Source organism: Bradyrhizobium sp. CB82 (assembly GCF_029714405.1).
Lineage (GTDB): Bacteria > Pseudomonadota > Alphaproteobacteria > Rhizobiales > Xanthobacteraceae > Bradyrhizobium.
Genome location: NZ_CP121650.1, coordinates 3,910,727 through 3,932,875, shown reverse-complemented (window position 1 = coordinate 3,932,875; position 22,149 = coordinate 3,910,727). Strand labels below are relative to the sequence as shown.

At 62.2% G+C, this 22,149-nt stretch carries 19 protein-coding genes and 2 pseudogenes; 10 read left to right on the top strand and 11 right to left on the bottom strand.

Annotation, left to right across the window (positions count from 1 at the left end; all coding sequences use genetic code 11):
- Window positions 1-25 precede the first annotated feature (25 nt).
- The 7 genes and pseudogenes from QA640_RS18860 to QA640_RS18830 form a co-directional block, all read right to left on the bottom strand.
- Complete coding sequence (locus QA640_RS18860) at window positions 26-1,660, bottom strand: ATP-dependent acyl-CoA ligase (RefSeq protein ID WP_283042089.1); 1,635 nt, start codon at window positions 1,658-1,660, stop codon at window positions 26-28.
- A 26-nt stretch (window positions 1,661-1,686) separates the two neighbouring features.
- Window positions 1,687-2,844 carry an ABC transporter substrate-binding protein gene (locus QA640_RS18855; protein ID WP_283042088.1) on the bottom strand — a complete coding sequence of 386 codons (1,158 nt, stop codon included), beginning with the start codon at window positions 2,842-2,844 and terminating at the stop codon, window positions 1,687-1,689.
- Window positions 2,845-2,901: 57 nt separating this feature from the next.
- Window positions 2,902-3,684, bottom strand: a complete 783-nt coding sequence (locus QA640_RS18850; protein ID WP_283042086.1) for a cyclase family protein — start codon at window positions 3,682-3,684, stop codon at window positions 2,902-2,904.
- Between the two features lie 34 nt (window positions 3,685-3,718).
- On the bottom strand, window positions 3,719-4,960 hold the full coding sequence (locus QA640_RS18845; protein WP_283042085.1) for an SDR family NAD(P)-dependent oxidoreductase: 1,242 nt from the start codon (window positions 4,958-4,960) through the stop codon (window positions 3,719-3,721).
- Entirely contained in the window at window positions 4,957-6,135 is a 1,179-nt protein-coding gene (locus QA640_RS18840) for a thiolase family protein (RefSeq protein ID WP_283042083.1), read from the bottom strand. Before QA640_RS18840 ends, QA640_RS18845 begins: the two co-directional genes overlap by 4 nt.
- Window positions 6,136-6,159: 24 nt before the next feature.
- Window positions 6,160-6,585 (bottom strand): organic hydroperoxide resistance protein, encoded by a 426-nt coding sequence (locus QA640_RS18835; protein ID WP_283042826.1) that lies wholly within the window; start codon window positions 6,583-6,585, stop codon window positions 6,160-6,162.
- Window positions 6,586-6,888: 303 nt separating this feature from the next.
- Window positions 6,889-7,356: pseudogene (locus tag QA640_RS18830) on the bottom strand (aspartate/glutamate racemase family protein); the annotation flags it as partial.
- A gap of 678 nt (window positions 7,357-8,034) precedes the next feature.
- Between QA640_RS18830 and QA640_RS18825 the strand changes: the two are divergent.
- Genes QA640_RS18825 through QA640_RS18810 form a run of 4 tightly spaced genes read left to right on the top strand, consistent with a single transcriptional unit; the run spans window position 8,035 to window position 12,747 of the window.
- On the top strand, window positions 8,035-9,186 hold the full coding sequence (locus QA640_RS18825; protein WP_283042082.1) for an ABC transporter substrate-binding protein: 1,152 nt from the start codon (window positions 8,035-8,037) through the stop codon (window positions 9,184-9,186).
- Window positions 9,187-9,227: 41 nt separating this feature from the next.
- Complete coding sequence (locus QA640_RS18820; RefSeq protein ID WP_283042081.1) at window positions 9,228-10,271, top strand: branched-chain amino acid ABC transporter permease; 1,044 nt, start codon at window positions 9,228-9,230, stop codon at window positions 10,269-10,271.
- The gene (locus tag QA640_RS18815; RefSeq protein WP_283042080.1) at window positions 10,268-12,037 is read left to right on the top strand and encodes a branched-chain amino acid ABC transporter ATP-binding protein/permease; all 1,770 of its coding nucleotides are present in this window, start codon (window positions 10,268-10,270) and stop codon (window positions 12,035-12,037) included. The genes QA640_RS18820 and QA640_RS18815 overlap by 4 nt, the downstream gene beginning before the upstream one ends.
- On the top strand, window positions 12,034-12,747 hold the full coding sequence (locus QA640_RS18810) for an ABC transporter ATP-binding protein (RefSeq protein WP_283042078.1): 714 nt from the start codon (window positions 12,034-12,036) through the stop codon (window positions 12,745-12,747). The genes QA640_RS18815 and QA640_RS18810 overlap by 4 nt, the downstream gene beginning before the upstream one ends.
- Before the next feature lie 262 nt (window positions 12,748-13,009).
- On the opposite strand, the gene QA640_RS18805 is transcribed toward QA640_RS18810, so the two are convergent.
- Both QA640_RS18805 and QA640_RS18800 read right to left on the bottom strand, forming a co-directional pair.
- On the bottom strand, window positions 13,010-13,675 hold the full coding sequence (locus QA640_RS18805; RefSeq protein ID WP_283042076.1) for an SGNH/GDSL hydrolase family protein: 666 nt from the start codon (window positions 13,673-13,675) through the stop codon (window positions 13,010-13,012).
- 622 nt (window positions 13,676-14,297) lie between these two features.
- On the bottom strand, window positions 14,298-14,912 hold the full coding sequence (locus QA640_RS18800) for a hypothetical protein (RefSeq protein ID WP_283042074.1): 615 nt from the start codon (window positions 14,910-14,912) through the stop codon (window positions 14,298-14,300).
- Between the two features lie 626 nt (window positions 14,913-15,538).
- Here QA640_RS18800 and QA640_RS18795 point away from each other — a divergent pair.
- Both QA640_RS18795 and QA640_RS18790 read left to right on the top strand, forming a co-directional pair.
- Window positions 15,539-15,820 (top strand): annotated as a pseudogene (locus QA640_RS18795) (septal ring lytic transglycosylase RlpA family protein); the annotation flags it as partial.
- A 351-nt stretch (window positions 15,821-16,171) separates the two neighbouring features.
- Window positions 16,172-16,495 (top strand): hypothetical protein, encoded by a 324-nt coding sequence (locus QA640_RS18790; protein ID WP_283042073.1) that lies wholly within the window; start codon window positions 16,172-16,174, stop codon window positions 16,493-16,495.
- A gap of 140 nt (window positions 16,496-16,635) precedes the next feature.
- Here the strand turns inward: QA640_RS18790 and QA640_RS18785 are convergent, their stop codons facing one another.
- Both QA640_RS18785 and QA640_RS18780 read right to left on the bottom strand, forming a co-directional pair.
- Entirely contained in the window at window positions 16,636-16,953 is a 318-nt protein-coding gene (locus QA640_RS18785; RefSeq protein WP_283042072.1) for a cytochrome c, read from the bottom strand.
- A 159-nt stretch (window positions 16,954-17,112) separates the two neighbouring features.
- A complete protein-coding gene (locus QA640_RS18780) occupies window positions 17,113-17,706 on the bottom strand; it encodes a hypothetical protein (RefSeq protein ID WP_283042071.1) in 594 nt (197 codons plus the stop codon).
- Window positions 17,707-17,761: 55 nt separating this feature from the next.
- Between QA640_RS18780 and QA640_RS18775 the strand changes: the two genes are divergently transcribed.
- The 4 genes from QA640_RS18775 to QA640_RS18760 all read left to right on the top strand — a co-directional run bounded on the left by QA640_RS18775 (window position 17,762) and on the right by QA640_RS18760 (window position 21,985).
- Window positions 17,762-18,754: a hypothetical protein gene (locus tag QA640_RS18775; protein WP_283042069.1), complete on the top strand. Its 993-nt coding sequence runs from the start codon at window positions 17,762-17,764 to the stop codon at window positions 18,752-18,754.
- A gap of 43 nt (window positions 18,755-18,797) precedes the next feature.
- Window positions 18,798-18,995: a hypothetical protein gene (locus QA640_RS18770; protein ID WP_283042068.1), complete on the top strand. Its 198-nt coding sequence runs from the start codon at window positions 18,798-18,800 to the stop codon at window positions 18,993-18,995.
- Between the two features lie 591 nt (window positions 18,996-19,586).
- Window positions 19,587-20,732 (top strand): fructose-1,6-bisphosphatase, encoded by a 1,146-nt coding sequence (locus tag QA640_RS18765; protein ID WP_283042066.1) that lies wholly within the window; start codon window positions 19,587-19,589, stop codon window positions 20,730-20,732.
- Between the two features lie 65 nt (window positions 20,733-20,797).
- A complete protein-coding gene (locus QA640_RS18760; RefSeq protein ID WP_283042064.1) occupies window positions 20,798-21,985 on the top strand; it encodes a 6-phosphofructokinase in 1,188 nt (395 codons plus the stop codon).
- Window positions 21,986-22,149: the final 164 nt, after the last annotated feature.

Sequence of the window (22,149 nt, the reverse complement as noted above, 5' to 3'; positions counted from 1 at the left end):
CGCTGCACATTTTTCCGGATCATGCCTAACGCCGCACCCGAATGCCGGCCGCCTCGCGGTCCCACGTATCCGCTGTCACGCCCGCATCACGCAGCGCGCCCTTCTTGATCTTGCCGTTCTCCGTCAGCGGCAACTGGCTTACGATGCGCACATAGCGGGGAATGGCAAAATAGGCGATCTGCCCTTCGCAATGCCTGACGATATCAACGGGCTCCAAGGCTTGTCCGGGCTCGAGCAGGATCGCGGCGGCGACCTCGTCCTCTCCCAGTTCAGACGGCAATGGGTAAATGGCGCAAACCGCAACAGCGGGATGCGACTGGATGGTCTGCTCGACCTCCCAGGAGGACACATTCTCGCCGCGCCGGCGGATCGAGTCCTTCATGCGGTCGATGAAGCGATAATGTCCGTCGGAATCGCGAACGACGCGATCGCCGGAGTGGAACCAGAGGTTTCGCCAGGCTTCGACCGTTTTCTCCGGCATGCCGAAATAGCCGGTGGCGAACGCAAACGGCTCCCTGGCGCGAAGGAGGAGCTCGCCCGCCTGCCCATCAGGCAACTCTGAATCATTTTCATCGACGATGCGGGCTTCAACGCCGTCGGCCAGATAGCCCATCGTCCCGGGGCGATCGGACGGGATCGATCCCGAGAACACGAAATTGGTCTCCGTCGATCCATAGCCGTCGACCAGCGGCACCCCGAACCGTTCGAGGAATGGCCGATGGATTTGGGGCGGCACGCCGCCACCGAGCGCGACGCGAAGGTGATGTGCCGTATCATTCTCCGTCCTGGGTTGCGCCAAAAGCATCGAAGCCATGGCGCCGAGCAGATAACCGACGGTCGCATCGTATGCTCGCGCAGCCGCCCAAAAGCCTGACGCCGAGAATTTCGGCTCCAGGACGTATGTGCATCCATTGAGAAGAGCCTGATAGAACGCGTTCAGGGCGTTGGTGTGAAACAGCGGCAGCGTCGTGAACAGCACGTCGCCCTCGCGGATGCCCAGCGCCCGCGCTGAATAAATGCCCCACCAGAACAGTTGCGCCTGCGGACAGCACACGCCCTTGGAGGGGCCCGTGGTGCCGGACGTGTAGAGGATGGCAACGATATCGCCTGGACGAACCGCGCCTGCGGGAGTGCCTGATCGAAGGGCGGGCAGCGGCACCGACGACATCTTCGTCTCGGTGGCAGACCCGATCGTCCATGTCTGGAAAGGCAGCTCGACGTTGGCGTCGACAGTTTCGATGGCGGCAAGAAATGGTGCCTCGGCGACAAGCAGCGCGGGCCGCGAGTTGCGAAAAATATGGGAAAGCTGGAAGCCTCTTAGCGCGGTGTTGATCGGCACCACAATCGCGCCGAGCCACGCGCACCCCAGGTAGACCTGAAGAAATTCTGGGCGGTTCGAGCACATCAGCGCGACCCGGTCGCCGGGCTTGATCCCGGCGTCGATGAGTGTTTGAGCTGATGCGGCCGCGATCGTTGCGGCCTGTGAATAGGTCCAGCGCGTCTCCCCGGCGACCAGCAGGACGCGATCGCCGTAGCGCTCGGCCTGCCGCGTCAGGATGGTGGAGAGAATCCTGTCCACGGGTGGAAACAGCGCGATCGCGCGCGCCCAGGCCGGTATCGCACTGCCCTGCTCCACCGTCTTGCCGACATTTGACCGCACATTGCTCTCCGTCACAATCACGCCGATCAAGGCAACAGCTTGTATTTTCCGTCCTCGATCTGAACCAGGATGCGCGAGCGATCATCGACGCCGTGTCGATCCGCCGGCGTGTAGGTGTAGACGCCTTGCGTACCGACCACCTCCTTAGTGGTGAACAGCGCCTCGCGAAGCGCGGTGCGGAATTCCGGCGAGCCCGGCTTGGCGCCAGTCGCCGTCGCGCGCTTGGCTGCATCTGTGAATACCAGCCAGCCGTCGAAGGAATAGGACGAGAACGAGTCGGTCGGCGCCTCGCCATTCGCCTTCTCGAAGGCCGTACGGAAAGCCAGGGCAACCTTCTGGATTGGATTGCTGGCTGGAAGCTGCTCGGCCGCGGTCACCGGCCCGGTCGGGCAGATGATGCCGTTGGCAGCCTTGCCTGCGAGACGCAGGAAATCGGCGCTGATCAGCCCGTGATTGCCGTAGAGCGGCCCCTTATATCCGCGCTCGGACAAAGCGATCACCGGCAGCGCACCCGGCGTTCCCGTGCCGCCGAGCATGATGGCGTCGGGCCGCGCCGCCAGCGCGCGCAGCACCTGGGCAGTCACCGATGAATCCGATCTGGCGTAGCGCTCGTTGGCGATGACCTTGATATCGGCCGCCTTGGCGCTTAGCGACAGTGAATCGTACATCAGGTCGCCAAAGGCATCCGAGAAGCCGATGAACGCGACGGTCTTCAATCCTCGCGCCTTCATGTGGTCAACGATGCCCTGGACGAGAAGCGGCGTCGGTTGCGGCGTCTGCACGACCCAGGGCCCGCCATCGCCGGGCGGCACCGGCGCGATCGGTGACACCGCGATCATCGGAATCTTCATCTCGACGGCGGCCGTGGCCATCGCGAGAGTCTGCGGCGCTCCGGACGTTCCAATCAGAATATCAACCTTCTCCTGCTCGACGGGCTTGCGCGCGTTGCGCGCCGACGCCGTCGGGTCGGATCCATCGTCAAGTTGAATGACGCGGAGCTTCTCGCCGCCGACCTCGCCGACATAGGCCTCACCTGCCGCGATCCCCTTCGCGTTCGGGATCCCGATCGACGACACCGGACCGCTGAGGCCGGTGACGAATCCGACGAGGATGTCCGCCTGCCCGACTTGCGGAACGGCGAGGAGCAACGCGGCCGAGGCCAGCAGAGTCTTCATCGAGATCATGGCACCTGTCTCTCTTGGTTTGCGTTTCTTCTGTCTGACTAGCGCCATCCGCTCGCCTCAGTTCGCCGAAACCAAGGCGATCACGCGCAGCGGGCTGCCGGAGCCGTTCTGGATCTTCAGTGGCGAAGCCACGATGACGGCGCCGGTGGCGGGAAGGTGATCGAGGTTGCAGAGGCACTGAAGGCCGTACCGGCCGGCACCGTGCAGGAAATGATGCGCCGGATAAGGCGGTTCGAAATGGCCGGCCTGCCCCGCGTCCGTGCCTATGGTCTCGGTGCCGAAGCCGATGATGCCGCGCTCCTCCACCAGCCATTTCATGACTGTCGGATTCGGGCCTGGCGTGTGCGCGCCGTCATCCCTGAGGTTGGCGTAGTCGCGCCAGCCTTTTTTCGACCAGTCGGTGCGGAGCAGAAGCCAGTGCCGCTCGGGAATCCGTCCGTGCTTCGCCTCCCAGGCTTCGACAAGCGGTACCGTCAGCAGGAAGTCCGGATCCTGCGCCGCCTGCGCCGAGCAGTCGATGACACAAGCCGGAGCGACCATGTCCTTGGGGGGCATCGTGTCGACGGCATTGTTCGGTAGATCCTTGCCTGTGAACCAGTGAATCGGCGCGTCGAAATGCGTGCCAGTGTGCTCGCCGAACGTCACGTTGTTCCAGTACCAGGCCGGACCGCGATCGTCATAGCGCGAAATCTCCTGGATGCGGACGGGAGCTGCCTGGCCGAACTCCGGCGGCAGCACGATGACCGGGAAATCGGGACTGAGCGTGAAGGTCAGATCGACGACGCGCACCGCGCCGGAAGAAATCGCGCCCGCCAGTTCCAGGAGATTCTTGCTTTGCATTGTCACGTCCTCCGGCTTGGTTGAAATCCTGATTTCACCTGTCGAGCTCGCGCTCGAGCGCTTTCGGATTAGCGGCGAGACGCTGCCTGATTTCTTCGGCGACGTCCCCGACATACATCTCTTCAAGTCCGCCTCTGAGTCCGGATACGATTGCCTGCGCGACGGCACGTGGCGCGATCTTGGGCGGCGGCACGGTCTGGAACCACTCCGTGTCGACTGGGCCCGTGAACAGGTTCATCATCTTGACGCCGCCGGGCCGCAACTCCGCGCGAAGGCACAGCGACAGCGACAGGCAGGCCGCTTGCGACGCCGAGTAGGCGCCGAAAGTAGGCCAGTTCGCCAGTGCATAAACCGACAGGATGTTGACCCAGGCAACGCTGTTGTTGATGCCATCGGCGCCCCGCATCCGCATCGCGGGCCCGAAGCCCTGCGCGAGATTGATGAAGCCGAGATAGGCCTGGTCGATCTCGTCCCGCGCGATGCTCGTCCCCCTGCGGTCCAGCAGGCCGCCCGGCCGCACATATTCCGTCGTGTTGACGAGGATATCGACCTTGCCGCCGATGTCGGCCGCGAGATCAGCCACAGATTTTTCATCGGCCGCGTCGAGCGTAACGACTTCGATCCCCCCTTGCCCGCGCAACAGCTTCTCGCCGGCAAACGGCCGCCACGGTTCGGCAACGCCGACGAACACCGTCTTCGCGCCTGCAGCCTTCAGCGCAGCGACTGCCTCCTGGCCGATCGCGCTGCGCCCGTTGGTCACCAGCACCCGCCGGAATTTCGGATCGGCCGTCATTTCGCGCCACTGCCTATCGTCTGCCATGTTGGGCGTCTCCCCCTCGGGTCGGGCGAAGGCCACCGCCTGACCGCTCTTGTCGAGCTGAAACGACATGCCGACGGGCGCGCCCTCGGCACAGTCGGCATGCAGATGCGCCACCATCGTTGGACCGCAGTCCAGCTTGACGAGGCCTATGCGCCAGGGCGCCCGCTCGCGGAAATAGAGGTCGCTCGGCACGCGCGCCGTCGTTTCCGCCAGCAAAGTACCGCGGCGCGGAGCATCGACGAACGCAAGAGCGGCCGACAGGCAGGCGGGGCACGCCTCACGTGCCGGATAGGCGAAGGCGCCGCAGGCCTGGCAACGCTGGAGCATGAAGCGTCCTTCGGCAGCGGCGCGCGTGAACCCGTGCGACGTCCTGCTGCGCGGCCGCGGCGGCGACGTGGGTAGCCGCGTCCGCAGCAGCGGGTTCTTGCGCCGTGGCGGCTCAATCGGATCGATCATCGCGAAGGCCCTGCAAAGATCGCGGCACCGGAGGCCAGGCCGCGATCATAATTGATCATACCGAAGCCCGAGGCCAAACCGAGATTTGCATTCTTCACCTGCGTGGGACCTGCGGTTCCCAGGACCTGCCGCAGTCCCTCGACGAGACCGAGATAGGCGCCTGCGGCGCCGGCCTGCCCGACCGAGAGTTGTCCGCCCGAGGTATTGTGCGGGAAGTCGCCGTCGACGGTGAGATCGTGCTGTCGCACGAATTCTGCGCCCTCACCCTTGTTGCAGAAGCCGAGGTCCTCGAACTGCATCATCGTGATGATCGGATAGTCGTCATAGGTCTGGACGATATCGAGATCGTCAGGCTTCACGCCGGCCATGGCGTAGAGCTCACCGATGTCCATCGCCCAGCCGCCCCGCACCTGCATCGGGTCGTCGGCGAAGGCATTGTGCCGCTCGATCGTCGACAGCAATCGTGCGGCCGGTAATCCAAGCGAGGCGGCAATCTCGTCCCGCATCACGAGGAACGCCTCGGCGCCGGCGCAGGGCATGACGCAATCGAAGAGATGAATGGGATCAGAAATGGGGCGGGCCGCCAGATATTGCTCGATCGTCAGCGGCGTCTTCATCAGCGCGTGCGGGTTGCGCAATGCATTGGCGCGCTGGGCGACCGCGATCCTACCGACGTCCTCGCGCGTGACGCCGAACGTCCGCATATAGTTGCGCGCGATCAGCGCAAAGCTCGCATTGGCGCCGCCCGCGCCATAGGGATAGACCGCGTCCTGGTTGAAGCGCGAGAAATTCTCGAGCGTCAGGCGGAAGGAATCGACGTGATTGGTGTCGCCGGCCACGCAAGCCACGATGTCGGCATCGTGCGCCTGCACCGCGCGCGCGGCCTTCCGCAACGCCGCGATGGCGCTGGCGCCGCCGAGCGGGATCGTGTCCAGCCATCTCACGCAGAGTCCGAAATGCTGCGTCAGCCCGATCCCGCTGTCAGTCCCCATGGTGAAGCTGGAGACGCAGAGGCCGTCGATGTCGGAGGCCTTGATGCCGGCCTGCGCGACGAGCGCACTTAGCGCTCGGCCGATCCACCATTGCGCGCTCTCGATGGAATAGCGCACATAGGGGATCGTGACGGGGGCCGCCATCACGATTCCGTCGTACGGTGCGCGCAGCGAATTTTTCAACGGCCGCCTGCCTTGCTTGCTCGCTCAGATCACGGTCAGCTTCACGTCAATATTGCCGCGAGTCGCGTTGGAATAGGGGCAACGCTCGTGCGCGCCTGCGACGATCTCCTCCGCCACCGGTTTCTCGACGCCGGGCAGGCTGATCTTCAGTTCAACCACCAGCGCGTAGCCGACGGGGACCGGTCCCATGGCAACCTTCGCAGTGACAGAGGGGTCAGCCGACGGCGCGATCTTTCTCGTGCGCGCCACGAGCTTGACAGCGCCAAGAAAGCACGCGGCATAGCCGGCCGCAAAGAGCTGCTCCGGATTGGTCCCCTCGCCGCCGGGTCCGCCCAGCGACTTCGGCACGGACAGCGACACCGCCAGCAGGCCGTCGGCGCTCGCGGCCTTGCCGTCGCGGCCTCCCGTCGCCGTCACCTCGGTCTCGTAAAGGATCTTCTCGGGTCTCATCATATCTGCTCTCCAGAACTGGGAGGTTCTTCCGGCGCTAACGCTTGTTTTGCGCGCGAGCAGCGCACGGAAATCGTCGCGGGCGAGTGCGCTGGCACGCATGAAGCTCGGCCCGCGACTCGGCTCGGTTCCGTTGAGCTGCCTGAGCTGCACCCACATCTCGGCACTCTTCAACGCCACCGCGGCGCAGTTCACCACAGGCGCGTGCCCGACCTTCAGGCCGTGCTCGCGCCCAATCAGCAGACCCGGCAGCACACCGGCGGGAATCACCACATCGGCGCCGCGCTCCACCAGCGGAAGGGCGCAGGCCATGAAATCCTCGATCATCCGGGCTTGGGCCGCCTGATCGCCTGCGAATGCACTTGCGAAATCTTCCGGCTTGCAGCCGAGGCCCGTCACGTGGACGACGCGATCACCGAGACCGTAACGTTCGGCCTGCTCGTAGTGCCAGACCTCGAAGACGGGATCGAGTGTCACGAGGCCGAGGCGCCGGCCGAGTTGCGAGGCTGCAAGCAACGTCGCCTCGCCGGTCCCGATCACGGGAATGTCGAGCGCCGAGCGGAGCTCGTAAAGTCCGGGATCCTGGAAGTGGCCCATCACGAAGGCGTCGAACCCGCCCTCCTCGGCCGCAATGCCGTTGTCGATCGCTTGAACTGCACAGCGCAGTTCGGCGAGCCGGCCGAACTCCCGATCCGGCGGCGAAATGCCTTCGACATGAACCGTCGTGCCCGGCGCGGCAATGTTGTTGAGATACTCCGACAGCCGCGCCATGTAGGGCGCGTTCACGCTCGCATCGACAAAACTTTGCCAGAAGATGCGCATCGCCCTTCTCCTCAAACGGTGACGGGAGCATCGGCCGTCGGGCGCCGACGGAGATATTTCAACCATAAACTAATTGGTACGTCAAATGCGCGCGGCGAAGCCAGCCAAGGATGGCCCGCTATCGCGACGAGGGGCGCGTTTCGTGTGACAAAGAGCTGAAAGAAATGGCGCACTCTGACGGAATTGTATGCAGCAACATTTTTTTCTGACAGCCCCGTGCCACGTGTTGACGGCGCCCCGGATAATACTTTAGGCTTTAAGTAATCCGCCGCCGGCAGATGGCCGATGGCCACGACAATGATGTTGCAGGGCACCGATTTTGAGAAACTCAATCGCGTGGACTATCGTCGGGCCCGAATGGCCGGCAGCAGCATCGCAGGTCGCGCAACGCGGCTGCGGCAATCGCCTTCCCCTGCCTAGACAGCTGCCCGCCGGTTTCCGCTGGCCCGCCCGCGATTTGAGCGGCACGCCTCGCCATGGCCGCTGACGCCCGACCGAGCGAAACTTTCTTCTCGCCGCGCCCGGCGTCTGGCGCTGCAGCAATGCCCTCAATCGGTTCGTTCGCGGCTCCGGATTCCTGCGCGGCATCCAGGCAATCGTACCCAGCATCAATGGAGGACAACGCAAATGCGGCAGACGACTCTGAGCCTAATCGCACTTGTCGCCGGCGTCTTCGCAGCCCCAGCTGCGCAGGCCGACATCACCATCGGCTTTGTCACCTCGCTGAGCGGCAACGGCTCGTCGATCGGCATCCCTTATGGGCGCGGCATCAACGCCGCCTATGAATACAAGAAGACGATCAACGGCGAGACCGTCCGCCTGATCCAGCTCGACGACGGCTCCGATCCGTCGGCCGCGACGCGCAACGCGCGCAAGCTCGTCGAAGAAGAGAAGGTCGACCTCCTGATCGGCACCGCGACGGCGCCCTCGACCATCGCCATGGCGGCCGTCGCTAGCGAATTGAAGGTGCCGATGATCGCGGTCTCGCCGATCGGCAAGCTTCCGGAATCGCCGGAACAATGGGTGGTCTCGGTGCCACAGCCGGCTTCGCTCCTCGTCAAGATCGTCGCCGATCGCATGAAGCGCGACGGCATGAAGAACATCGGCTATATCGGCTTCTCCGATGCGTGGGGCGACCTTGTCTATAACGGGGCCAAGGCCGCCGAGCCCCTTGACGACATCAAGGTCCAGACCAACGAGCGCTATGCCCGCACTGATACCTCGGTGACCGCGCAGATCCTCAAAGTCATGGCTGCACGGCCCGACGCTGTGCTGATCGGCGGCTCCGGCACGCAAGGCGCGCTGCCCCTACTCACGCTCTCCGAGCGCGGCTTCAAGGGCAAAACCTACGGCACAGTGGCGCTGGTCAATCCGGACTTCGTCAATGTGGGGGGCAAGGCCGCCGAGGGCATTCAGGTCTCCGCCGGTCCCGTAATCGTCGCCGAGCAGCTTCCGGACGAACACTTTGCCAAGAAGATCGCGCTCGATTTCCGCGCGGTCTACCAGAAGACCCACAATATTCCGACCACCGACGGGTTCTCCGCCTACTCCTTCGACGCCTGGCTGATCTTTGCCAACGCCGCCGAGCTGGCGCTGAAGACCGCGAAGCCCGGCACAGCGGAATTCCGTACCGCGCTCCGGGACGCCATCCTCAGCACCAAGGAGCTGCCAGGCGTGCATGCCGTCTACAACTTCAAGCCCGGTGCAGTGACAGGCGTCGACGAGCGCGCGCTGGTCGTGGTCCGCCTGACCGGGAGCGCCTGGAAGTACGCGCCCTAAACGGAAAACGGCAGGCGGTCAGAAACGGGAACGGCGCCTCAATGACGAGCGACATCGCAGCCATTCTTGCGATCGACGGGATCGCCACCGGCGCAGTCTACGCGCTGGTGGCAATCGGAACCGTCCTCATCTTCACGGTGACGCGGGTCATCTTCATTCCCTTTGGCGACATCGCTGCGTTCACCGCGCTGACACTTGCCGCCCTTGATGCCAAGCGCTTTCCGGGGACCGGCGCGCTGGTCGTGATCCTGGCCTGTCTTGCGACCCTGATCGAAATCATCTCCCTCCTTCGCGCCCGCGAGCTGCGCCTTCTGCCGCACGCGCTTCTCTTCTATCTGGTCCTGCCCTTGGCGGTGGTCGGCGCCGCCTGGCTCGTCATGCGGACGGACCCGCCGCTGGCGATCCGGCTCGTGCTCGCCTTGATGCTGATCACGCCGATCTCCCCTCTCCTCGACCGGATCGTCTTCCGCCCGATCGCCGACGGCTCGGTGCTCCTGCTGCTGACGGTCTCCGTGGCGCTGCACTTCGCGCTGGTGGGCCTTGGCCTCCTGTTCTTCGGCCCCGAAGGAGTCCGGACCGAACCGCTGACGTCGTTCTCGACGGAGTTCGCCGGCGTCCTGATTTCCGGCCAGACCATGCTGATCGTGATCGCCGCGCTCGTCTTCAGCGGCCTGCTCTATCTCTTCTTCGACTTCAGCCTGGTCGGCAAATCCCTGCGCGCCACGGCCGTGAACCGGACCGGCTCCCGGCTGATGGGAATACGCCCGGCGCAGGCCGGCACCATCGCCTATCTCCTGGGCTCGCTGATGGCCGGCGTATCGGGCATCCTGATCGCGCCGGTGAATACGGTGTTCTACGATTCCGGTTTCCTGATCGGCCTCAAGGCGTTCGTCGGCGCCATCGTCGGCGGCATGACCAGCTATCCCGGTGCCGCGATCGGCGCGGTGGGGGTCGGTATCCTCGAAAGCTTCGCATCCTTCCAGAGCAGCGCGCTGAAGGACGTCATCGTATTCTCGCTGCTGATCCCGATCCTGATCTGGCGGTCCCTTGCCTCGCTGCATTCCGAGGAGGAGATCGAGGAATGACGCGCTTTCATGTTCAGCTTGCAGCAGCGGCGGCGGTGGTGTGCCTCGCACTCGCGCCCCTCGTCCTCAGTCCGTTCAGCATCACGCTGATGAACTATATCGGCATCTATTCGCTCGTCGCTATTGGCCTTGCGCTCCTGACCGGGGTCGGCGGCATCGTGTCGTTCGGACAGGCGGCCTTCGTCGGCATCGCGGCCTATGCGACCGCCTGGGTCTCCGCGCTGAACGGGCAATCGCCCTGGCTCGGCCTCCTGTTTGGCGTGGTGCTGACTTGCAGCGTCGCGGCCGTCCTCGGCGTCGTCACCTTGCGGCTTCAGGGCCATTTCCTCTCGCTCTCGACCGTCGCATGGGGCCTGGCGATCGGCTTTCTGTTTGGCAACGTCGAAGGACTCGGCCGCTTCAACGGCATCTCGTCGATTCCACTGATAAGACTTGGTTCGCTCGCGCTGGTCTCCAGCGCACAGATCTATTTTCTGATCTGGGGCATCGTCGCCGTGATCCTCTTGCTCGGCTACAACCTCCTGGACTCCCGGCTCGGCCGCGCCATGCGGGCACTGCGCGGCGGCAACACGCTGGTCGAGAGTCTCGGCATCAATGCCTTCCAGATCAAGCTCGTAACCTTCGTGATCGCGGCTTTCCTGGCCTCGCTGTCCGGATGGCTCTACGCGCATATGAGCCGTTTCATCAGCCCGGGTCCGTTCGATGCCGGCATGGGCATCGAATATCTGATGATGACGATGGTCGGCGGCGCGGGCAGCCTGCTCGGCGGCGTCGTCGGCGCCGCCATCGTCACCCTGCTCAAGAACAGCGTGCAGGATTATCTGCCACTAATCGCCAAGGGCGCGTCCGGCCAGCTCGAGATCGTCGCCTTCTCCGCGCTCTTCATCCTGTTCCTGCAATGGGCGCGGCAGGGCATCGTGCCCTTCGTTGCGCGCTATTTGCCGAAGACCAAACGCGAGCGGCCGCAGCCGGCGCCGCCACTGCCCCGCCGCCCCCAGCCGACGCCGGGCGAGCTTCTTCTGAAGGTTGACGGCGCCGAGCGGCGGTTCGGCGGTCTCGTCGCGGTCAACAATGTCAGCTTCGAGGTTCGATCCGGCGAAATTCTTGCCGTTATCGGACCGAACGGCGCCGGCAAGAGCACGATGTTCAACTGCCTGACCGGCGCGCTCCGAGTCAACAAGGGCGAGATTGTCTTTGCGGGACGCCCCATCACGCGTGATGCTCAATCCCGCATCGCCAAGGCCGGCGTCGCCAGGACCTTCCAGCATGTGAAGCTGAGGCCGCGCATGAGCCTGCTCGAAAACGTCATGCTCGGAACCTACGGCCGCACCAGCACCGGCCTGTTCGCCGGCGCCTTCCGGCTTAATCAGCGTGAGGAAGCCAGCGCCCGGCACGAGGCGCTGATGCAGCTCGAGCGCGTCGGGCTTGGCGACAAGCCGTTCGAGCTCGCGGGCAATCTTCCCCTCGGCAATCAGCGCATCCTGGAGATCGCGCGCGCGCTCGCCGCAGACCCCGCGCTGCTGGTGCTGGACGAGCCGGCGGCGGGCCTGCGCCGCCAGGAAAAGCTAAGGCTTGCGGAACTCCTGCGCTCGCTGCGCGCCGATCACCTCACCATCCTCATCGTCGAGCACGACATGGAATTCGTGATGTCGCTGGTCGATCGCATCGTGGTGCTCGATTTCGGGTCCAAGCTTTGCGAGGGCGCACCGAGTGCGATCCGCAACGACGAGCGGGTTCAAGAGGCCTATCTGGGAGGCGTCGCGTGAGCGAGATGTTTTCCATGACCGACGTGACCGTCTGCTACGACAACGTCGAAGCCGTCCGCAACGTCTCGCTTGCGGTCGAGGAAGGGAAGATCGTCACTGTCATCGGCCCGAATGGTGCCGGCAAGACCACGCTCCTGATGGCAGCCATCGGGCTGCTCGCATCGCGCGGTCGCATGGTCTTCGGGGGCTGCGACATCGGCAGGATGTCCGTCGAAGACCGCGTCGAGCTCAGGCTCTGCCTCGTTCCAGAGAAGCGCGAGTTGTTCTCCGACATGTCGGTCGCCGACAACCTTCTGCTCGGCTCGTACAGCCTGCGCGACCGCTCGGGCGTCCAAAAGACCCTCGACGAGGTCTATGACCGTTTCCCCCGCCTGAAGGAGCGGCAGCGCCAGGCCGCCGGCACGCTCTCGGGCGGCGAGCGCCAGATGCTCGCGCTCGGGCGCGCACTGATGGCCAAACCAAAACTCTTGATGCTGGACGAGCCCAGCCTTGGTCTCGCACCGCTGATCGTGCGCGAGATCTTCCGCACCATCGCGTCCCTGCGTGACCTCGGCGTGTCGATCCTTCTGGTCGAGCAGAACGCCCGCGCTGCGCTCGAGACAGCCGACTACGGCTATGTGCTCGAAACCGGCGAGATCGTGCAGTCCGGTCCGGCCAAGGACCTCATCCACGACCCCAGGCTGATCACGGCCTATCTCGGCGGGCACTAGGATGAAACCAGTTCGACCGAAGGCTTTTGTGACCCGGCCATCAAAATATCGAAAACAACCCCATGCAAAGGAGGCGATGCTGCCGCCGCGATGCTCTTCGTATTTTACGAAATCATTTGACACGTCGGGCAAATCAGGGGCATAATGCCATCATCGCAAGCCGAACCTCATCTTGCCCGCTCGAGGCTCTCGCTTCATCTGCGTAAAGCGCTGGATCGAGTGCAGTCCAGCGAGCATTACATCACCGATTTGCCTGGCCACCTTAGCGAGCCGTGCGCGAAAATATTTCCAGAACTTTGTCGGCCAGGGCGTTGCCGAGATCGACATTGTTTCTTGCGGAGAAATGGATCCCATCAAGACCGTCTGTTGAGATCACACGTCCTGCGTCGAAGAAGTCAACCTTCATGAAGTCGGCCAGAGACTTGTAGTGTGTTGCAAGCTCTATGGTCTTTTCGCGTCCACCCTCAAACATTCCCTGGAGCCAAGGATCCGGTACGGGCGCAAGTGGAGGCGGTGCGACCACGAGCACATGAGGTGCTCCGTAAACAGTCCCCACGCCACCGGCCGAAGTGAGCACCTGGCCGACGAGTTTCGACATTCCGACCGCAATATCGTACGGCGTGCGCCGATAGTAACTCTTCGCATCGTTTGTGCCGAGCATGATGATGACGAGGTCCAGCGGAAGGTGACTTGCCAGAGCGGTTGGCAGATAGGCCGACCCGTTCAGGCGCGGATCAACTGGATCATCGATCGTCGTAGTACGTGCACTCAGGCCCTCTTCCACGATTTCGTAATCGGACCCAAGTTTGGCGGCCATGATTCCCGTCCACCGCTCTGGATAATAGAATCTTGTCGTTGGCGCTCCTTCGTTAACAGCAATCCATCCCCAGGTCAGAGAATCACCAAAACACAGGATTCGCCTAGTCATGAGAAGCTCGCTCGGTTGGACTTGGAACGGCTGCGGCGGACAATTGCGGCGCGGGTTCGACACCCGGACCATGTCCGAAACAATGGTCTCCCGCGAAACATAGCAGGTTGACGCCAGGCTGGAGTAGATTTCCGGTTTCGGTTATTCGCGCTGGTTTGGCCCTGCTACGATGACTTCCGGTCCGCCCTGGTGACCGGACATCTTAAGCGTCGACCGGAAAGTCTCAAACGGCACAATACCGGAAGTTCGACCTTCAAAAAGCCGCGCCAGCAACGATCTATTAATCGTGACGGCTCACCTCACGTTTCTTACGAGTAACGTTTAAGTTGTGCGCGGCGTACTCTGGACACTTCGGGCAAAATGAAGAGATCCCTCCAATTGAGTCAGCCTTGCACAACGCGCGCTCCTGAGCTTATGAGGCGACAGAACCTTGGCGCGCTGTGAGAGCCGCGCGCCGGGCCCTTTGCTGTTCTCAAAACTCCCGCTCCATTGCTGGGTTCGGTTCTTCATCTTGATCCAGTGTCGATGTCGCTCGCTGCGATAGATGCTTTCGCGCCGCTTTGAGACCAGTCCCTCGAGAATGGGTCGACACGTGACATTCGCCGAATCGCCGGCCGGCGCCCTACTTTCGGACTATGCGGCTTTGTTCGCGCACGACCGCATTGTATCGGTCGATCTGGCCCGCAAGTCTCGACCAGCTTTGAGCAATATTCTTCAGAATCATAGCCTGGTCTTCGCTCCTCGACTCTTTGGTCATGCGAAGGCATTCCGCCGCCTGATCTTGGCAGTGCTGTGCGCTATCCATGGCCATTTCTCGCGCCGGACTCTGCCTTTGGTTCAGTACCTCTGAGTTGCCGGCCAGTTCCAGCAAATGTTGTACAGAGGCGGGGATATCCTCCCCTTCGTCTCTGCACCGCTTCAACTCGGCAGCGATTTCGGTCGTGATATTGCGCGACCACCCCCCGGCGGTGTTGAAGGCGACGATGCGCACCGGATGGTTGTACACGCCGTACAAGAGGTCGCGGACGAGCATCTCGCGATACGTATCCTCGCCGTCATCGCTCTCGCGCCAGGCGCGGCCTACCCATATCCCGAAGGTGTCCAGCAGTACGAGATACATGTCATGGTCCGCATCTTGCGGCACTGTCGATGGTGGCGAGCGCTGCGGCGACGCCGCTTCGAAACGCGCTTTCTCCGCATTCGGATCAAATGTATGGGGCTGTGAACGTCGTCTCATGGCGCTCCTTCAATGCTAGAATGAGGGGGGAGCGCGATGGGCGATCTCATCCCCGATATTGCCCGGGGTCCCCGCGGTGATCGTCCTTAACGTCTGTCCGGATTTCAGGTTGCTATTCGATCGAGGACATTGGCCAAACTGCCTAGCGCGTCCCGAGAAGGTCGGCTGAGCAATGGTGTGTTCTCGGTAAACGACGTGGCAAGCCAATCTCTGATTTTCCTGTGACAGATTGTCTGCTCTACATCTCCGAACTGACATTCGCAAAGGTGCGGCAATTTGTCTGTTATGGAAAGGCACTCTCAGAGTCATGTCTCGCAACATGAAAGCTCTGTTCGATCACTAAAGTAGGCACGCGCGAGGTGCTTCGGCACTTGATGTCAGCCGCAAACTCCGATCATGCCTTTCTTGGACTGCTAGGAACTTCTCTTGTTTGAGATCATTGGCCGTCTCGTCGCGGGCCGTTGGTGCAGCCCCGGTCGTGATAGCTGACCTGACCGACTGAACGATCGGCCAGCTTTGACGTCCTTAACTTGCGCTTCGTTCCAAGCCCGCGAGGCGATTTATGAGAACGCCGTTAGCGGCGATGGCGCTGCTATGCCTGTTTGTCAGCCGGCGCAGTGTGCGAGCGCTCCTTTTCCGGCTTGGCATCCTACTACTCCAACGAAAGCGGCAGTCGCACGGCCTCCGGCGTGCGCTTCGACGACCGACTGCCAACTGCGGCGCATCGTTGCCTGCCGTTCGGTACAAAATTGCGGGTGTCGCGCGGCGCCCGATCGGTCGTGGTCTCTGTCAATGATCGCGGCCCTTTCGTCCGTGGGCGCGTCCTCGACCTGGCACTGGCTCCCGCACGCGAGCTCGGCTTGGTCGGACGTGGCATCGCGCACGTCGACGTGGAGGTCGTCGAATAGAAAAATCCGCGGATTTCGCCCCTGAGCTCAGCTAGTCTGTCACCGACAAAGCGAGTGGGACTTACTTCCTGTCGCCACTTTGCTGACGGGCCACAAGGCGACATTCCATCCTTGAAAATCAGCCGAGCGCCAAGGACACTCCAAACTCATTGTCATTCATAGGCGCAAATTCATAGCGGGGGTACACGTCCTTTGCCCGGCCGAAGAAAAACTCGTCGAACGCTTTCGTAGCACCGGAAGCAGTGAATTGTTGACGCGGGCCAAAGCGATCTGGGTGGAGAACGGCTCAGCGCCCGGAACGGCAACAAAATCAAAGTGATTTGGGAATATCCGCGCCCAGTACGAAACAAGATGATACCACGTGAAGGCTACGTCCGCGTAGCCGCGGGCGACCATCTCAGGAAGGTCGCGATGCATGATACCAAGGCGACCTGGAAAATTCGCCTCAGCGGCGACGAGAGCATCGGCAGCTGGCTTTCCAAGCAGCGACTCTGCGGCAGCAAGACATTTCGCACGAACATCGCCCGCATCCGGCAGCGCAACGCTGGTACCCGCATGGATCACGTCAGCCAGGCTACGAATGCCGAGCGGATTGCCTTTGCTGACATGCGAGGAAGCGCATTTCCGTCGCGATGGCCACTAGCCGACATCATCGCCTCGCGAGCAAAGCCTTAACAACCTCGGCCTGCGCATGCCGTGACTACCACTGCATGCAAATTGAAAGTGACGCAGGCGATCTTACCGGGCTTCGTTCTCGTCGGGGGATAGAGCCAAGCGGCAAAGAGCCGAAGTGTGCATAAGCCGACCGATTCAGCCTAGTCGCCGGGAATCTTCACGATCTTGATCTCGATCGCCGAAAAATAAGCAGCGAGGTCTTCCACATCGTTATCCGATAGCGATGGCGCGACAGGCGACATCGCGTCGTTCTTCCGCGCTCCAGATTTGAAGGCCTGGAGTTGTGTGACGAGGTAAGACTCGGTCTGACCGGCGATGTTTGGCGCATCTGGAACCTTGGAAAGCCCGTCAAGACCATGACATGCCTGGCACATCAGCGCCTTTGCGCGACCGGCCTTCACGTCGGCGGCGCTACCTACGCCGTTGCCGGCAACGAAAAGCGCAACCGGGACAACCAACCTTACGAGCCGAAGAAGGCGGATAGGGGCTTTGTCCGCCTTGGGTCATGAGCGCCGCTCGGACGGTCGGCCAAACCGCTTCCGGTCTACCCTAGTCAACCGACATTTTAGAGCTCCGCCCGGACTTGGTGTTCGCCAGAAGCTGACCTCGCGATTGGCTTATGGCCCCGGCACCATCATGGTCGGCTCTTCCAGCAGGGAAAAGTCGTAGCCCTCGCAGCTAACATTCGGGTTGGTGGGTGCAAACATTCCGAGCGGGTTGTCCTTGAACAACCAGGCATGCAGATCGTAGTGCACGTACTCCTTTGGAATGAGCGGCCAGTGTCCTTCCATCGGGCCCATGAAGGGTTGGTCGAACAGAGAGGGGCGCTGCTTGGTATCTGCCGTTAGAGGCACCAGCCACTCAACAGCCACGAGCTTCAATTCCTTGCCCACGGGTTCGTAGATCAAGACGTTGGGCTTCATCGGATCGGGAGCGCCCCGCACTGTGAGATTGGCAAAGTGCACTCCCATAGCGCCTTTGGCATACTCCATGTGGTGCGGTATTTTTTCGCCGGAATAATGCACGCAGCCCACCGTCGACAGGTAGCGGTCGCGCACGGCCACCTTGTAGTCCTGGTATTTCTCCAGCGATTTGCGCAACGTGTCGAGTTGAGCCTTGTAAGGCTCTTCTGCCGCAATTGGTCCGAGTGCTGCACCGATAAAGGCAAGACCCAGCGCGGCGACGAAGGTACCACGGACGGATTTGCGCATGTTCCCTCCTAGCTTTTCATCAATGCGGTGTCGGAATGCACTGGCCTAACCAAGGGTGAGCGTTTTTGCCATTTCCAACAAGACGGTAACAACCTCGTGGCCGCCAATCGCGATGGAAAAATGGTGGTACTACCTTGGGCCTTTGATCGCTCAGCCGACGGACGCGTTCTTCATCGCTCGACTTGCGGCGTCGCCAGGAGCTGCGCTGGCACCGCGCGAGACTCCGCCTACGAATCGACTAACGATCGCTGAACCGTCACCAACCGGGCGGGCACTAACCTTTCAGCGCGGCTGGTCTGACCGCAAGTGGGAAAAGGCCGCGAAGCCGCCGCAGCCGAAGACCCTATTATGGAAAGTCGCCATGGCCGACACCCATACCCGCGACCCTTCGTGGAAAACCGATCTAATCTGGCACTATTTCCACACCGTCACGACGGCGGCCAAGGCGCCCGCCTATCGCAAGTTCTACAGCAACCAAGACCCCGGCGACGAATTGGACAACCGCCATCGCGTCTATGAAATGCTGGTTGATGAGCCGCTGCACACCCATCCCACCCTGTCGACGACTTCGACGGACGAGTCGATGGAAAACTACAAGAAGAGCAAGCTGCCATGGAACCAGAACAACGGCGGTTTCCTCAAGGCGGTTAACAATGAATATTGGTGCGGTTCGATCCTCAAGATCGTGTTCGTCCGCTACATGGGCTGGAAAATGGCCGAACCGACGGCGCGCGATCAGGTGAGCGTTGGCCGCGATCCCAGCAAAGCGGTGGCTTGGACAATCAAGAATCTCGAAAACAAGGTGCCGGTGCGGGCCTCCCTCGGCGGCGCCCATTACGTCGGCATCGTCGGCCACCGCACTACGGGAGCCGACAACAAGGTTACCGAGTTTCTGTGCCTCGACCCATGGGCCTATGGCATCGACGGCGGCAATCAGGCGATGACATATGCCGGTACGCCGACCGCCTTTCTCGGGATCAGCAGACGCGACGGCGCGACATGGACCTATAGCAACAAAGCCCTCGCCTTCGTCGAACGACCGTCCTAGTAAATAATTCCAGCAGCGAGTTGCCATCGGGCGCGTACTGAACTTGCGTGGTCAGCTTGATCAGATCGCGCGCACCGGCTCCGCCAAAGACGGCACGTCAAAGGGCGAATACTCGATCCTTTCGGGCACAGGTACCTATGCGAACGCCACGGGCACGGGAACCATCGAAAGCGCGCCGAACCCGTTCAAGGGCGTCAGCCTGTTAAACATAAAGCTCGTCATTAAAACTGCCGGCTCATGACACCGCAAGTCCACAGGCCCAGCAGTCCCTCGCGTGGGCATTGGCCCGGCCGGTGGCGGATTGCCGGCCGGTCAACCTCCTGAAGAGCCGGCTCGAGTCGTGAGGCCGATCATGCCTATCGGCCAAGGGACGGGATCGCGTTTGAGATCTGCTCCGGATCAATACGCGAAGAACTCAACGTAAGCAAAATCCATTCGGCCACGCCCCGTTGACTGGACCTCAATGAGGCGTGTTGCCCACTTCGCTGATGGATCCACTTCGGATTTTTGCGTTACGCAGCTATTCGATCACCTCTGCGGTGGCCGCGAGCAGCGCCGGAGGGATGTCGACACGTGCACCGCAGCAAATTGACAGTTACTCATTCCATCGCTTCATCGGCGATGGACAGCAGCGTCGGCGGTGGGACAGGCCGCGTCCAACGAAAGCTTTGCAACCCCGGCAGCAGGACCAGCCCGCGCCTTTAATGCAAATAGCGGGATCTACGGAACTCGTCGCACTGACGAACGTTTTTGTTTGCGAATGAGCAGCGCCGTCGCCCCGGCGCAGTAGGCGCCGAGGCGAGGCGCTGAGCTTGCACGGGGGAGAATGCTCATGAGACTCACCCTTTCGGTCATCAAGGCTGACATTGGCTCCATCGGCGGGCACACGAAGCCGTCCACCCGCATGATAGCGACTGTCGAGAGCGAGGTTGCCAAGGCGATCTGTAATGGCCTCTTGATCGACGGTTTCGTCTGCCACACCGGCGACGACATTGCGATCATCATGACGCACACGCGGGGCGACGGAAGCTCCGAGGTCCATCAACTTGCCTGGAATGCGTTTCTCGCGGCGACCTCGGTCGCGAAAGTCTCCGGACTCTATGGCGCTGGCCAGGATCTTCTCGCCGACGCGCCTTCCGGTAACATTCGCGGCGCCGGGCCGGGCGTCGCCGAGCTCAGCTTCGACCACAGCCTTTCCGGCGTGCGCCCCGCGGAGTCTTTCATGGTGTTCGCGGCCGACAAATGCGGCCCCGGCGCCTACAACCTGCCGCTCTATCTCGCCTTCGCCGACCCCATGTACTGCGCCGGGCTGATGCTGCCTCCGATGATCAAGGGATTCCGTTTCCATGTCATCGACATGGACAACACGGCCGGCGACAGCCTGCTCGAGCTCGACGCGCCCGCCGACAGCTACCACATTGCCGCTCTGCTTCGCGACAATGAGCGCTTCGGTATCGATCGCATCATTTCTCGAACCCATGGAGAGGTCGTCGTCGCCGTTTCGGCACAGCGCCTCCACGCGATCGCCGGCAAGTACACCGGCAAGGATGATCCAGTCGCGATCGTCAGGAACCAGGGGATTTTTCCTGCTCCTGAGGAAATTGTCTCACCGTTCGCCAAGGCACACTTCGTTGGCGGCGATGCACGCGGCTCGCATGTGATGCCGCTCATGCCGGTGCCACTCAACACGCCCGTTACCGGCATGTACTGCCTGCCGATCGTTTCTTGCGTCGGCTTCTCGATCGACAAGGAAGGCCGCTTTGCCGAGTCCTACACCGATTTCTTCGACAACCCGGCGTGGGATGAAGTCCGCCGGCGCGCCCAGCGCAAAGCCATCGAGATGCGCAGCCAAGGCTGGTCTGGCGCCGCTATGCTACCCTATTCCGAACTGGAATATGGCGGCTTCCGCGACACCGTGTCCGGACTGCTGAAGCGTTTTCGACTGCGCGACGACCGAAAGCCGGAAGCGGCCGAGTAGCGACCGCCGAAGGCTGGAGCGACAGTCACGGGCACGACTGCGATATCCCGATCCGGGAGGTGGGTATGGCAAAAAAGCGCATCGGCATTCTCACCGGCGGCGGCGACGTCGCCGGCCTCAATGCAGTCATCAAGAGCGTGACTTATCGGGGCAGCGAGGACGACATCGAGGTTGTCGGTCTGCGCCGTGGTTGGGAGGCCCTCACGCACCTGAACCTCGACGACCCAAACAGCAGGTCCCATTACGTCATCCCGCTGAATCGTGAAAACACGCGCACCATCGACCGGCGCGGCGGCACCGTGCTGCACTCGAGCCGCGTCAATCCCTCCAAGATAAAAAAGCTGCCCGAACATGTCAGCGGCAATGATGTTCCGGTCTCGCTGAGCACCAAGGGCGGCATCGCGACAAAGACATGGGACCTCACCAGCCGGGTGCTGGCGAACCTTTCGGGACTTGGCCTCGAACACCTGATCGCCATCGGCGGCGACGACACGCTCAGCTATGCCGCCAAGCTCAACGAACTCGGCGTCAAGATCATCGCCATCCCGAAGACGATGGACAACGACGTCCGCAACACCGAGTACTGCATCGGCTTCTCGACCGCGATCACCCGCGCCAGCGATGCCATCCAGCGGCAGCGCACCACCGTCGGCTCGCATGAGCGAATTGGCATTTTCCGCGTCTTTGGCCGCGATGCCGGATTCACCGCACTCTACACCGCGTATGCAACCTCGATACGATGCGTCATACCGGAGTATAAGGTCGACCTCGACAAGCTGATCCGTTTGCTCATCGAGGACAAGCGCGCCAATCCGAGCAATTACGCGCTGATCGTGCTCAGCGAGGGGGCTCAGTGGGAAGGTTACAAGCTGCAGGAATACGGCGAGGCTGACCCCTACGGTCACCGCAAGAAGGCCAACGTGGCGGAATCGCTCGCCGACGAGATTAAGCGGCGCACCGGCGAGGAGACGATCACCTCCGATCTCACCTACGACCTGCGATCGGGCGATCCGGACTTCATCGACAAGCTTGTGGCCCTGACTTTCGGCAACATGGCCTACGATGCCATGTTGCAAGGCAAGACCGGCCTCATGTCGGCGCTGGTCGAGGGCCGCTACGACCTGGTGCCCATCCCTGACGCCAAGCTCGGCCCGCGCAAATTGGACGTCGCAAGCACCTACAACACGGAGCGCTACCGGCCCATTTACGCCAACAAGCGGGGGCTGCCGATCTTCCTCAACCGCTCGTCATAGTGCGCCGGGCAAATGGGGATAGCGCGACCGAATTCTCTCGCAAGCCCGACGCCAGCGATGGTCCGCGGCATGCAGGGTCGGGGTCGGGCCCACTACCGACGACGCGATTGACGCATTGCGACCTCGAACCCGACCCCGCTTCCTTGCGTCGACTTTCGGCGCGC